The 13,134-nt window shown below is 65.0% G+C and carries 11 protein-coding genes; 6 read left to right on the forward strand and 5 right to left on the reverse strand.

Going from position 1 to position 13,134, the window contains the following annotated elements; genetic code table 11:
* Positions 1 to 177 precede the first annotated feature (177 nt).
* Complete coding sequence (locus FB598_RS00085; protein ID WP_141911349.1) at positions 178 to 645, forward strand: hypothetical protein; 468 nt, start codon at positions 178 to 180, stop codon at positions 643 to 645.
* Positions 646 to 810: 165 nt separating this feature from the next.
* Positions 811 to 1,440 (forward strand): LysE family translocator, encoded by a 630-nt coding sequence (locus tag FB598_RS00090; protein ID WP_141911351.1) that lies wholly within the window; start codon positions 811 to 813, stop codon positions 1,438 to 1,440.
* Here the strand turns inward: FB598_RS00090 and FB598_RS00095 are convergent.
* Positions 1,426 to 2,268, reverse strand: a complete 843-nt coding sequence (locus FB598_RS00095; protein ID WP_141911353.1) for an AraC family transcriptional regulator — start codon at positions 2,266 to 2,268, stop codon at positions 1,426 to 1,428. The two genes, FB598_RS00090 and FB598_RS00095, sit on opposite strands and share 15 nt — an antisense overlap.
* Positions 2,269 to 2,375: 107 nt before the next feature.
* Here FB598_RS00095 and FB598_RS00100 point away from each other — a divergent pair, with 107 nt between their 5' ends.
* The 3 genes from FB598_RS00100 (at position 2,376) to FB598_RS00110 (ending at position 7,612) form a co-directional block, all read left to right on the forward strand.
* A complete protein-coding gene (locus tag FB598_RS00100; protein WP_141911356.1) occupies positions 2,376 to 4,481 on the forward strand; it encodes a molybdopterin-dependent oxidoreductase in 2,106 nt (701 codons plus the stop codon).
* 10 nt (positions 4,482 to 4,491) lie between these two features.
* Positions 4,492 to 5,604, forward strand: a complete 1,113-nt coding sequence (locus FB598_RS00105; RefSeq protein WP_141911359.1) for an aminopeptidase — start codon at positions 4,492 to 4,494, stop codon at positions 5,602 to 5,604.
* A 304-nt stretch (positions 5,605 to 5,908) separates the two neighbouring features.
* Entirely contained in the window at positions 5,909 to 7,612 is a 1,704-nt protein-coding gene (locus FB598_RS00110) for a long-chain fatty acid--CoA ligase (RefSeq protein WP_141911362.1), read from the forward strand.
* Between the two features lie 112 nt (positions 7,613 to 7,724).
* Here FB598_RS00110 and FB598_RS00115 read toward each other — a convergent pair whose 3' ends face one another.
* The 4 genes from FB598_RS00115 to FB598_RS00130 form a co-directional block, all read right to left on the reverse strand.
* Entirely contained in the window at positions 7,725 to 8,351 is a 627-nt protein-coding gene (locus tag FB598_RS00115; RefSeq protein ID WP_141911365.1) for a 2-dehydro-3-deoxy-6-phosphogalactonate aldolase, read from the reverse strand.
* A 70-nt stretch (positions 8,352 to 8,421) separates the two neighbouring features.
* Positions 8,422 to 9,393, reverse strand: coding sequence for a 2-dehydro-3-deoxygalactonokinase (locus FB598_RS00120; protein ID WP_141911368.1), 972 nt, complete (start codon positions 9,391 to 9,393; stop codon positions 8,422 to 8,424).
* 8 nt (positions 9,394 to 9,401) lie between these two features.
* Positions 9,402 to 10,343: a 2-hydroxyacid dehydrogenase gene (locus FB598_RS00125; protein ID WP_141911370.1), complete on the reverse strand. Its 942-nt coding sequence runs from the start codon at positions 10,341 to 10,343 to the stop codon at positions 9,402 to 9,404.
* A 141-nt stretch (positions 10,344 to 10,484) separates the two neighbouring features.
* Positions 10,485 to 10,952 (reverse strand): acyl-CoA thioesterase, encoded by a 468-nt coding sequence (locus tag FB598_RS00130; RefSeq protein WP_141911372.1) that lies wholly within the window; start codon positions 10,950 to 10,952, stop codon positions 10,485 to 10,487.
* A 252-nt stretch (positions 10,953 to 11,204) separates the two neighbouring features.
* Here FB598_RS00130 and FB598_RS00135 point away from each other — a divergent pair, with 252 nt between their 5' ends.
* A complete protein-coding gene (locus tag FB598_RS00135) occupies positions 11,205 to 13,088 on the forward strand; it encodes an ABC transporter ATP-binding protein/permease (RefSeq protein WP_141911375.1) in 1,884 nt (627 codons plus the stop codon).
* The last annotated feature ends 46 nt before the right edge of the window (positions 13,089 to 13,134 follow it).

The following is a 13,134-nucleotide window of genomic DNA, read 5'->3' on the forward strand; positions in this document are numbered from 1 at the left end:
CCTGCTCCGCTGCGGATAGAATGCGGCCACGGGCGCGGCAGGGCGCCCAGTCCCGCGAAAGCCGATGCACCTGCCGTCTGCGGAAGTACCTTTCTTGGAACCTGCCCAGGTTCTTGAACACAGACGTTGAACCTTGATAGTCGTGGCGGGAGACGACGCTTGAAAGGAACAAACGTAATGTGGTCTACCCAATTCCCCCACGCCATCCATATCGTCGAACCCGGCTTCGGCCGCAGCCTCGCCAACAGCGATTTCCTGCGCCGCTATGCCAAGCGGCTGCTGCGCGCCGCGCATTCCGAGCGCAGCAGCGAGGCATTGCCCGTTCTGCGGCGCATTGTCGCCATGCAGGTGACGCCGGAAATTTCCGTGGCCGAACTCCACCCCTTGCGCCGCAGCCTGCAACTCAAGCATGTGCTGCATACGCTGGCGCGCGAAGTCGGTTTTGCCAGTTGGGAGCTGTGCGTGCGCCAGGTCGATGCACGCCCGTCTGCGCTGCTGGACCGCTATCGCATGGAACTGGGCATGTTCCGCGATTTCGAGACCAACTGGTTCCCCGACATGGCGGCCGCGCAAGGCTGGCAGCGCGAACATGGCGGTTACCTGATCGCCTACGGCACACAGGCGGTGGCGATCCTGGCGCATTGAGATTGTCCGTCATGCCGCAATGAAAAACGGCGCCGGTGGATACCGGCGCCATTGCCATTGCCATTGCGATGCGGCGGTTCCAGCCTGCGCAATTTTGTTCAATACAGGCTGGCGCGGTTTGCCTAGCATGCGTTGCTCCATCATTGCCATGAGCCGCGTGCACCCATGTTGACTTCCGAATTCTTCCTGCTGGCCTCGGCCCATTTCCTGGCGCTGGCCAGCCCCGGCCCGGACTTCCTGTTGCTGGTGCGCAATTGCTTGCGCCACGGGCGGCGCAACGGTATCGGCGCCAGCCTGGGCATTGCTCTGGCCAATGGCCTGTACATCGCGCTGGCGCTGGCAGGGTTCAGCCTGTTGCAGCAGAGCCCGGCATGGCTGACTATCATGAAATGGGCGGCCAGCGTCTATCTTGCATGGCTGGGATGGCTGTTCATGCAATCCAGCCTGAAGCCGCAGGCATTGGCCGGTGTCGGTCCGGCAGGGGCACGCCGCCATGCGGGGTTTGCTGCAGGCATGGGGGCGGGCTTTTTGTCGGCGATATTGAATCCGAAGAACGGCATTTTCTATTTCGGCCTGTTCACGCTGATCGTGGGGGCGCAGACCGGCTTCGGGCTCAAGCTTGTCTACGGCGTGTGGATGTTCGTCGCGGTGTTCGCATGGGATGCGGCGCTGGTGTGCGCGCTATCGCAGCGCCGGGCGATGGCATGGCTGGCGCGCAGTTTGCCGATGGTCGAGCGCGGGGCCGGGTTGTTGCTGATGGCGGCGGCCGCGGCGCTGGCCTTATCCCGGAGCTGACAGCTTGTTGGCGGTCCGGCGCTTTTGATACTGCGCCGGCGTGGCCGCCACGCGCGACTTGAACGCGCGGTGGAAGTGGCTCTGGTCGGAGAAACCGGTGTCGTAGGCGGCGTCGGCGGCACTGGCGCCTTGCCTGAGCAGGGCGCGCGCCTGGTTGATTTTCATGTCCAGCTGCAGCGCATGCGGGGTCAGGCCGTAGCGTCGGCGAAACAGCCGGATCAGTTGGTAGCGGCCGGTGCCGGCCACTTGCGCCAGGGTGTCGATGTCAACCCGTTCGCGGCAATGCGCCAACAGGTAATCGTGAGCCTGCTGCAGGCCATCGGGATTGTCGCTTTCTTCCACGGGCGGCATGCTGCCGGCTTCGGCGCACAGCAGCATCAGCTCGTGCAGGCAGGTGATGACTTCCGCTTCCTTGGCCGTACCGTCGTTGCCGTCGAGCGCCGCGGTCATGCGGTCGAGCAGCAGCGCCGCTTGCGGCGAGCGGATCACCTGCGACTCCATCGCGGCCAGCAGGCGGCATGTGTCCGGCGATTCCGCCAGCAAGTCGTGCAGCCAGGCCGGGTCGATGTGGAACATGCGGTAGCTCCAGCGTTGCAGGTCTTCCGGGTTGCAGCTATGCACGTCGTCCGCGCGCACCAGCACCACGTCGCCGGGGACGATGGGCATGCTGCGTTGGGTCAGCGCGAAGGTGCTGCGGCCGGCGTCGACGATGCCGATCGAGAAGGTCGGGTGCGTATGCGGCGCATAGCACGACAGGCTGCCGGTGGCGCGTCGCCCTTCCAGGAAGGGCAGGGCGGGGTCGCGCCAGAAATGGAGGGTAGGTTGCATGGTTGCGTGTGCTGGAGGCTCGGGTTGGTGCATTTTAAGATAAAGTATCCGCTTTGCTATGGACCGGTGATGGTTCATCCTGTCTTTACGTTTCCTGCCGATCTGCCATGTCCACCACGATAGTCCGGGCCGCCTGCCCGCATGATTGCCCCGATACCTGCGCCTTGCTGGTGACCGTGAAAGACGGCGTCGCCACCGAAGTGCGCGGCGACCCCGCGCATCCGCCGACTGCCGGTGTGCTGTGCACCAAGGTCTCGCGCTACACCGAGCGCACCTACCACAAGGACCGCCTGCTGTATCCGCTGCGCCGCGTGGGCCGCAAGGGCGAAGGCAGATTCGAGCGCATCAGTTGGGACGAGGCGATTTCGACCATCGCCGATCGCCTGGGCGCCATCGCGCTGCGCGATCCGCAGGCGATCTTGCCCTACAGCTATGCCGGCACCATGGGTCTGGTGCAGGGCGAGTCGATGGCGGGGCGCTTCTTCAACCGCCTGGGCGCTTCGCAACTGGAGCGCACCATTTGCGCCTCCGCTGGCGGCACCGGCTATCGCTATACCGTCGGCGCGCGCATCGGCACCGACCTGGAACAGGTCGACCATGCCAAGCTCATCCTGATCTGGGGCGGCAACCCGATCGCCTCCAACCTGCATTTCTGGACCCGGGTGCAGGCCGCCAAGCGCAACGGCGCGCGCATCATCGCCATCGATCCCTATCGTTCGCTGACGGCCGAGAAATGCCACTGGCACATTGCCTTGCTGCCGGGCACCGATGCCGCGCTGGCGCTGGGCATGATGCATGTGCTGGCCGCCGAAGGCCTGCTGGACCACGACTATATCGCACGCCACACGCTGGGCTTCGAACAGTTGAAGGAACGCGTCGCCGAATGGACGCCGCAGCGCACCGCCGAGGTGTGCGGCATCCGCGTTGAGGAAGTGCAGGAACTGGCGCGCGAATACGGCCGCGTGGCGCTGGCCGGCGAAGGCGCGATGATCCGCGCCAACTATGGCTTGCAGCGCGTGCGCGGCGGCGGCATGGCGGCGCGCAATATTGCCTGCCTGCCGGCGCTGGTGGGCGCATGGCGCCATCCGGCCGGCGGCATCCAGATGTCGACCTCGGATTCCTTCCCCAGGGACCATGCCGCGCTGTCGCGCCCCGATCTGGCGGCCCGCCACGGCGCGCCGGCCCGCGTGATCAACATGAGCACCATCGGCGACGAACTGCTGAAACCGGCCTCGCCCGCGTTCGGCCCGCAGATCGAAGCCATGGTCGTCTATAACGCCAACCCGGTCGCGGTGGCGCCGGAGTCGGCCAAGGTGGCCGCAGGTTTCGCGCGGGAGGATTTGTTTACCGTGGTGCTGGAGCATTTCCAGACCGATACCGCCGACTATGCCGACATCGTGCTGCCGGCCACCACCCAGCTGGAACACGTGGATGTGCACAGCGCCTACGGCCACGTCTACATGATGGCCAACAATGCCGCCATCGCGCCGCTGGGCGAGGCCAAGCCGAACACCGAGATCTTCCGCCTGCTGGCCGCGGCCATGGGTTTTGAGGAGGATTGCTTCAAGGATAGCGACGATGCCATCGCCGCCTCCGCCTTCCGCCGCGACCATCCGCGCAGCGCCGGCTACGACTGGAACGAATTGAAGGAGAAGGGCTGGCAGCGCCTGGCCATGCCCATTGCGCCATTCGCCGAAGGCGGTTTCGCCACGCCCTCGGGCAAGTGCGAGTTCTATTCGGAGCAGATGAAGGCGGCCGGACTCGATCCGCTGCCGGCCTACACCCCGCCTTACGAATCGGTGGCCAGCAATCCGCAATTGGGCGCGAAATACCCGCTGGCGATGATTTCGCCGCCGGCGCGCAATTTCCTCAATTCGTCCTTCGTCAACGTGCAAAGCCTGCGCGACACCGAAGGCGAACCGCACCTCGACATGCATCCGGCCGACGCCGCCGCGCGCGGCATCGCCGACGGCGACATGGTGCGCATCTTCAACGACCGCGGCAGCATGCAGGCGCGTGTGCGCGTGACCGACAAGGCGCGCCTGGGCCTGGTGGTCGGCTTGTCGATCTGGTGGAAGAAGTTCGCCGCCGACGGCAAGAACGCCAACGAAGTCACCAGCCAGCGCCTGACCGATATGGGCAACGCGCCGACTTTCTACGATGTGCTGGTGCAGGTTGAAAGGATGGCCGGGGATGCGGCCGCCGCAGCCTGATCCCTTGCGCATGAAATGGCGTGCGCTGCGGGCGCCGACGCTGGCGGCGCTGGCTGCGGTAGTCGTATCGGCGGCCGGCTGCACCTCGGTCTCCTATTACGCGCAGGCGGCCCACGGCCAGTTCTCCTTGCTGGCCCAGGCCAAGCCGTTCGACGACTGGATCGCCGACCCGCATGCCAAACCGGGCCTGAAGGCCAAATTGCAGACCATCCGTGAAATCCGGCGTTTCGCCGTCGATCAACTGGGTTTGCCTGACAACGGCAGCTACAAGACCTATGCCCAGTTGGACCGCCCTTTCGTGCTGTGGAACGTGGTGGCGGCGCCCGAGTTGTCGCTCAAGGCGCATCAGTGGTGCTTCCCCGTTGCCGGTTGCGTCGATTATCGGGGCTATTACAGCCAGCAGGCGGCGCAGGCGTATGGCGCGCAGTTGCAACGGCGGGGCTATGACGTGCAGGTGGTGGGCGTGCCGGCGTACTCGACGCTGGGCTGGTTCAACGATCCGGTGATTTCCACCTTCATCAATTACCCAGACGGCGAGCTGGCGCGCCTGATCTTCCATGAACTGGCGCACCAGACCGTCTACGCGCGCGACGATACGCCGTTCAACGAAGGCTTCGCCGTGGCGGTCGAGGAAATCGGCGTCGAGCGCTGGCTGGCATCCCGGCATGACGCCACGCTGATCGAGGCGTACCGCCGCTTCGATGCGCGCAAGCAGGATTTCCTGGCCTTGCTGGACAAATACCGCGACAAGCTCGAAGCCAACTACGACAGCGATGCGCCGGACGATGCCAAGCGCGAACGCAAGCAGCAGATCTTCGGCCAACTGCGCGCGGAGTATGCGCAGATGAAGGCGCAGCGCTGGGACGGCTATGCCGGTTACGATCGCTGGTTCGCCATGCCGCTGTCCAATGCGCACCTGGCGCTGGTCGGCGCGTACCACGACCTGGTGCCGGCATTCAAGGCGCTGTTCGCGCGCAGCAGCGGGTTCCCGGACTTCTATGCCAAGGTGAAGCAACTGGCGCAGATGGACAAGGCCGCGCGCCACATCGCCCTGGGCGATCCGTTGCCGGCGGGGGAGCCGGGCCGGCAGCGGGACCGCAAGACCGAGCGCGCGCCGCTGTGACCTTGGAAGGTGCGTTTCCGCAAGGCGTGCCAGGACGCACGGGCATGGCGCCCAAGGGTATGATGCAAAAGCCCGAGGATTTGTCCGGGAAGCAAGACAGGCCGGATACGGGCCATGCGAGAAGGGCGCGGGGACGGTTTTACGCAAAAAACCTCTTAAACTACTTGCCCAAGCGGCCAATGCTGGATAGCATCTGCACTAAATAAAAAACACTCGTGCTTTTTTTTGCTGTGCGCGCCAAGGCAATGATGTCCTATCAACGCTCAGCCCAGCGCAAGTTCTGACCGGAGACAGAGGTAACAACATGGAAAAATTCTGGCTTGCTTCCTACCCCGCGGGCGTGCCTGCGGAGATCGACCCCGGCCGCTATGGCTCGCTGGTGCAGATGATCGACGAGGCCTTCGCCAAGTATGCCGATCGCAACGCCTACGTGTGCATGGGCAAGTACCTGAGCTATGCCGAACTGGATCGCCTGTCGCGCCTGCTGGGCGCATGGCTGCAGGGCCTGGGCCTGGAAAAGGGCGCGCGCGTGGCGATCATGATGCCCAACGTGCTGCAATACCCGATCGCGATCGCCGCCATCCTGCGCGCCGGCTATACCGTGGTCAACGTCAATCCGCTCTACACCGCGCGCGAACTGGAGCACCAGTTGAAGGACTCGGGCGCCGAAGCCATCTTCGTGCTGGAAAACTTTGCCTGCACCTTGCAGAAGGTGCTGGAGAAAACCCGGGTCAAGCATATCGTGGTCGCCAGCATGGGCGAGTTGCTGGGCACCCTGAAGGGCGCCATCGTGAACCTGGTGGTGCGCCATGTGAAGAAGATGGTGCCGGCCTGGTCCCTGCCGCACGCCATCACCTTCAGCCAGGCGCTGCAACAGGCCGCCGGCAAGCAGTTGCGGCCGGTGGCGCTGGGGCATGAGGATATCGCCTTCCTGCAATATACCGGCGGCACCACCGGCGTGGCCAAGGGCGCCGTGCTGACCCACCGCAACCTTGTGGCCAACGTGCTGCAGGCCGAAGAGTGGCTGAACCCGGCGCTCAAGTCGGGCAAGCCGATCGACCAGCTGGTGTTCGTCTGCGCGCTGCCGCTGTACCACATCTTCGCGCTGACGGTCTGCAACATGCTGGGCACGCGCGAAGGCGCGCTGAACCTGCTGATCCCCAATCCGCGCGACATCCCCGGTTTCGTCAAGGAGCTGGCCAAGTACAAGGTCAACACCTTCCCGGCGGTCAATACGCTGTACAACGCGCTGTTGAACAACGCCGAATTCGCCAAGCTGGATTTTTCGGGCTACCGCTGTTGCGTGGGCGGCGGCATGGCGGTGCAAAAGAGCGTGGCCGACAAGTGGAAGAAACTGACCGGCTGCCCCATCATCGAAGGCTACGGCCTGTCGGAAACCTCGCCCATCGCCAGCGCCAATCCCTGCACCATCGACGAATACACCGGCACCATCGGCCTGCCGCTGCCGGCGACCGACATCGCCATCCTGGATGACAACGGCAAGCCGGTGGCGCTGGGCCAGCCGGGCGAGATCGCCATTCGCGGCCCGCAGGTGATGGCCGGCTACTGGCAGCGCCCGGACGAGACCGCCAAGGTCATGACCGACGACGGTTTCTTCAAGACCGGCGATATCGGCGTGATGGACGAGCGCGGTTACACCAGGATTGTCGACCGCAAGAAGGACATGATCCTGGTGTCCGGTTTCAATGTTTATCCGAACGAGATCGAAGGCGTGGTGGCGCTGCATCCGGGCGTGCTGGAATGCGCCTGCGTGGGGGTGCCGGACGAGCACACCGGCGAGGCGGTCAAGTTGTTCGTGGTGCGCAAGGACAAGTCGCTCACCGCCGAGCAACTGATGGCGTATTGCAAGGAGCAGTTCACCGGCTACAAGAAGCCCAAGTACATCGAGTTCCGCGACGAGCTGCCCAAGACCAATGTCGGCAAGATCCTGCGCCGCGAGCTGCGCGACGAGCAAAAGAAAGCGCAGGAAGAAAAGAAGGCCGCCTGATATCGTATCCAGGTGTCAGGCAAAAAGCGCCGCTGTGAAGAAATTCGCAGCGGCGCTTTTGTTTTGCCGCCATCCCGGTCCGGCGTGAACGGCGGGATGGCCGATGAGGGGGTCAGGCCGGTTCGCAGGCGCGCAATGCGTCGATGAACGCCTTGGCATTGGTCCCGACTTCTTGCGCGCTCATGCCGGGTTTGTACAGTGCGGATCCCAAACCGAAGGCAGTGGCGCCGGCCTGCATGAAGGCTTGCAGGCTGTCCGGCGTGATTCCGCCCACCGGCGCCAGCACCACGCTGGCAGGCACCACCGCGCGCCAGGCCTTGACCACGGCGGGGCCCAGTTGCTCGGCCGGGAACATCTTGAGGATGTCGGCGCCGGCGGCCAGCGCGGCGAAGGCTTCGGTGACCGTGGCCACGCCCGGCGCGCTGGCCAGGCCGGCGTCGGTGGCGGCACGGATCACGGCCGGGTCGCTGTGCGGCATCACGATCAACTGGCCGCCGGCATCCGCCACCTGCTGCACCTGGGCCGGCGACATCACGGTGCCGGCGCCGACCACGCAGTCGGCCGCCAGCGCGCTGCGCAGGATGCGGATGCTTTCCAGCGGCTCAGGCGAGTTCAGGGGGACTTCGATGATGCGGAACCCGGCATCGTAGATGGCGCGACCGACCGCCTCCACCTCGTCGGGGCGTACCCCGCGCAGGATGGCGATGAGCCGGCATTTCTTCATGGCTTCTTTGAACATGGTGTCTCTCGCATGGTGTCTTGGATTTTCGTCCACGTTGAGGTGGATGGGATAAATATGGCCGGCGCGCTCAGTCCTGGCGCACCAGTCCCGCTTGCGCGGCGATTTTCCACAGGCCGCGCTCGGTCGCCTGCGCCGACGCGCCGACATTGGTGTAGCCGCAAATCGCCAGCGCCCGATGGTAGCGTTCGCACAGCTTGCCATCGCCGATCAGGACGATGCGCGGGTCGCCTGCCAGCCTGGCCGCCGCCCGGCTGTCGCGCAACGCCGCGATCTCGTGCCCGATCAGCAAGCCCGAGAGGTAGTCGGCCTGGGCCGCGCCATCCAGCGCGCCGGTCAGGCCCAGCGTGCGCGTGCTGAAGATGGTCGACAGCACGCCGTTGATGCCGGCCCGGTCGGTGGCGACCCGCACGCCACGTTCGAAGGCCGGCAGGTTGAAATCCGCGCCGCGCTGCATGGTGCGGCCCAGGATGGTGTGCATGGAAAGGGCGGCATATGCCTCGCCGGTCATGAAGGTATCGAAGTGCATGAAGCGTTCGCCGGCGATGCGCACCCACTTGGAATGCGTGCCGGGCAGGCCGATCAGCAGTTCCTCGTCGGCGCCGTCTTCCAGCGCCCCGACCACCTGCGTTTCTTCGCCGCGCATCACATTGGGCAACGCGCCGCGCTCGATCAGGCCGGGCACGATGTGCAGCACCGCGCCGCCGCGGGTGGGGACCGCGGTCAGGCCGGCGCCGATGTCGGCGACTTGCAGCGGCACGTCGAGATAGGCCGCTTCGCGCCAGCCCTGGGCGCTGCCGACCATGCCCGCGGCCAGCACGGGAGTGGCGGGCGCATCGCGCAGCCAGTCGCCGCAGGCTTCGTTGAAGGCTTGTTCGAAACCGGCCTTGGCGCCGACGCCCGATGCCTCGACCACCGGCAGGTTCATGATGCCCCAGGGCAGCGCGCGCTTGTCCAGCACCACGCCGCCGCGGCCCAGCCGATAGGCGCGCAGCGAGGAGGTGCCCCAGTCGAGCGCAATCAGTTTGGAGGAGTCAGCCATCGTCGTTTTCAGTTCGGCACCGGCGTGAGCACAGGCTTGCCGGCGAAATGCGCTTGCAGGTTATGGAAGGCAAGGTCGGCCATGGCGGTACGCGTGACCAGCGTGCCGCTGGCCATGTGCGGGGTCAGCACCACGTTCTCCAGCGCCGCCAGTTCGGCCGGGATATTGGGTTCGTTTTCGAACACGTCGAGGCCGGCGCCGGCGATCTTGCCGTCCTTGAGCGCCTGGGTCAGCGCCGCCTCGTCCACTACCGAGCCGCGTGCGACGTTGATCAGGAAACCTTTGGGGCCCAGCGCCTCGAGCACCTCGGCATTGACCAGGGCGCGCGTGCCGGCGCCGCCAGGGGTGATCATTACCAGGAAGTCGACTGCCGCGGCCAGCGACTTGATGTCGCCGTAGTAGGTGTAAGGCACATCCTTTTGCGAGCGGTTGTGATACGAAATATCCATGTCGAAGCCGGCCGCGCGCCGGGCGATCGCTTCGCCGATACGGCCCAGGCCGACAATGCCCAGCCTGGCGCCGCTGACCTTGGTGGTGAAGGGGAACGGCCCGTTTTTCCATTCGCCGCTGCGGGCGAAGCGGTCGGCGCGCACCACGTTGCGGGCCACGGCCAGCATCAGAGCGATGGCCATGTCGGCGACATCGTCGGTGAGCACGTCGGGCGTGTGCGTGACGTGGATGCCGCGTTCGCGCGCGGCCGGCACGTCGACGCCGTCATAGCCGACGCCGAACACCGAGACGATTTCCAGCGCCGGCAAGCGCGCCATCAATTCGCGCGGCACCTTGGCCTCACCGTTGGCGGCGATGGCGCGGATGGTCGGGGCGATCTGGCCGAGCTTCTCTTCGCTCAGGCCATCGAGCAGGTTGTGGCAGTTGAAATTGTCGTGCAGCAGTTGCATCAGGTGTTGCGGCAGGCGTGCGACGATCAGGATATCTGGACGGGAAGGCATGGATGGGGGCATGGTGAAGATCCGGGGACGGAGTAACGATGATGAAGGATCGTAACGATACAAACTAAGCGCGGCCCGCGTGCTGAATTCTTTTCAACATGGCGGCCGCGCGGGATGTGTTGGCAGCCTCAACTGGCAATGTCAAATGGCGTGCCAGCCGCCGCCCAGGTCCTGCATGGCGTTGAGCTCGCCGATATTGTCGTCCGGCCCCAGCGGCGGCAGTGCGCGCGGCTTGCGGCTTTCATCGGTGGCGACATAGGTGAGCGTGGCTTCGGTGACCTTGACGACCTCGGTCTGCAGGCGGTTGCGCTCGGCGTATACCTCGACATTGACGGTGATGGAAGTATTGCCGACCTTGACGATGTCGGCGTAGAAGGAGAGCAGGTCGCCCACGAACACCGGATTCTTGAACAGGAAGGAATTGACGGCGACGGTGGCCACGCGGCCATTGGCGCGGCGCGTGGCGGGCAGCGAGCCGGCCACGTCGACCTGGGCCATGATCCAGCCGCCGAAGACGTCGCCGTACACGTTGGCGTCGGCCGGCATGGGCATGACGCGTAGTTGCGGGGATTTCCCGGCAGGCAGCCGGGTGCTGAGCGGTGTGGTCATTGCTTTTTCCTTGAAAGCGTAAAGTCCGGCGAGATTCCGAATAGGTTCTTATAATTCCAGCTTCGCTCGCCTGGATGACGGCGAGGCGCGCTGCAGGCGTCCTCACTTGTCAAACCGGCACGTAAAGCACAACTAAAGCACAGATGAATCGTTTATGGATCATTGTCGCGCCAATGGCGCGCGAGAGCCATAGTTTATCGGATGTTGCCCCGCCGCAGCGGGCCTTGCCGCCAGCCATTTTCCAGCCACCACATGCGCCGTTATCCGAATAGCTCCTCCCCGCAAGCCAATGCCGCGCCGCGCCAACGCAGCGACTGGGCCATCGTCAGGACGCTGTTGCCGTATCTGTGGACCTACAAGTGGCGCGTCATGCTGGCGCTGGCCTTCCTGGTGGGGGCCAAGGTGGCCAACGTGGGCGTGCCGCTGATCCTGAAGAAACTGGTCGACCAGATGAGCGCCGCAGTTGCGCATCCGCAAGCCTTGCTGGTGCTGCCGCTGGGTTTGCTGGCCGCTTACGGCGCGCTGCGGCTGGCGACTTCGGTCTTTACCGAGTTGCGCGAACTGATGTTTGCGCGCGTGACCCAGCGCGCGGTGCGCACGATTGCCTTGCAGGTGTTCCAGCACCTGCACGCGCTGTCGCTGCGCTTTCACCTGAATCGCCAGACCGGCGGCATGACGCGCGATATCGAACGCGGCACGCGCGGCGTTTCCACCCTGGTGTCGTACACGCTGTTTTCGATCCTGCCCACCATCATCGAGATCCTGCTGGTGCTGGCCTACCTGGTGCTGCATTACGACATCTGGTTTTCCGTCATCACGGCCGGCGCGTTGGCGCTGTACATCTTTTTCACCATCACCGTGACCGAATGGCGCACGCATTTCCGCCGTACGATGAACGACCTGGATTCGCGCGCCAACACTCGCGCCATCGATTCGCTGCTCAACTACGAGACGGTCAAGTATTTCGGCAATGAGAGTTTTGAGGCGCGCCGCTACGACGAAGGCCTGCAGCGTTACGAGCGCGCCGCGGTCAAGTCCCAGAGCTCGCTGTCGCTGTTGAATACCGGCCAGTCGGCCATCATCGCCATCGCGGTCACGCTGATCCTGTGGCGCGCCACGGCGGGCGTGATCGACGGCACGATGACGCTGGGCGACATGGTGCTGGTCAATGCCTTCATGATCCAGCTCTACATCCCGCTCAATTTCCTGGGCGTGCTGTATCGCGAGATCAAGCAGAGCCTGGCGGACATGGAACGCCTGTTCTCGCTGCTGGAAGAAAACCGCGAAGTGGCCGACGGCGACGCTGCCGTGCCGCTCAGGACGCACGGCGCGGCATTGCGTTTCGAGCATGTCGATTTCAGCTACGAGAGCAAGCGCCAGATCCTGTTCGATGTCGATTTCACCGTGCCGGCCGGCACCACGACCGCGGTGGTCGGCCACAGCGGTTCGGGCAAGTCGACGCTGTCGCGGCTGCTGTACCGCTTCTACGACGTCGACCGCGGCGCCATCCGCATCGACGGCCAGGACCTGCGCGAGGTGACCCAGGCTTCGCTGCGCCAGGCCATCGGCATCGTGCCGCAGGATACGGTGCTGTTCAACGACACCATCGAATACAACATCGCCTACGGCAAGCCGGGCGCCAGCCGCGAGCAGATTGTGGCGGCGGCCAGGGCGGCGTATATCCATGAGTTCATCGAATCGCTGCCCGACGGTTACGCCACCATGGTGGGCGAGCGCGGACTGAAACTGTCGGGCGGCGAAAAGCAGCGGGTGGCGATCGCGCGCACGCTGCTCAAGGACCCGGCCATCCTGATCTTCGACGAAGCGACATCGGCGCTGGATTCGCGCGCCGAGCAGGCGATCCAGCAGCAACTGGCGGAGATCGCGCGCGAGCGCACCACGCTGGTCATCGCGCACCGCCTGTCGACCATCGTGGATGCCCACCAGATCCTGGTGCTGGATCACGGCCGCATCGTCGAGCGCGGCACGCACGCCGGGCTGTTGCTGGCCAATGGCCTGTACGCCCAGATGTGGCTGCGCCAGCAGGCCGGCGCCGATGACGAGGGCGCATCGCCGGCGCCCGGGGCGGATGCCGGCGACGAGCCGACGGTGCTGATGCCCACGGCCAGCAGGTGAGAGGCGGTTCCCGCTTCCCCGGCTAAGGGTTATCCGCTACAGCGTT

The sequence above is a fragment of the Herbaspirillum sp. SJZ106 genome (assembly GCF_006715495.1).
In the GTDB taxonomy this organism is placed as follows: Bacteria; Pseudomonadota; Gammaproteobacteria; order Burkholderiales; family Burkholderiaceae_D; genus Herbaspirillum.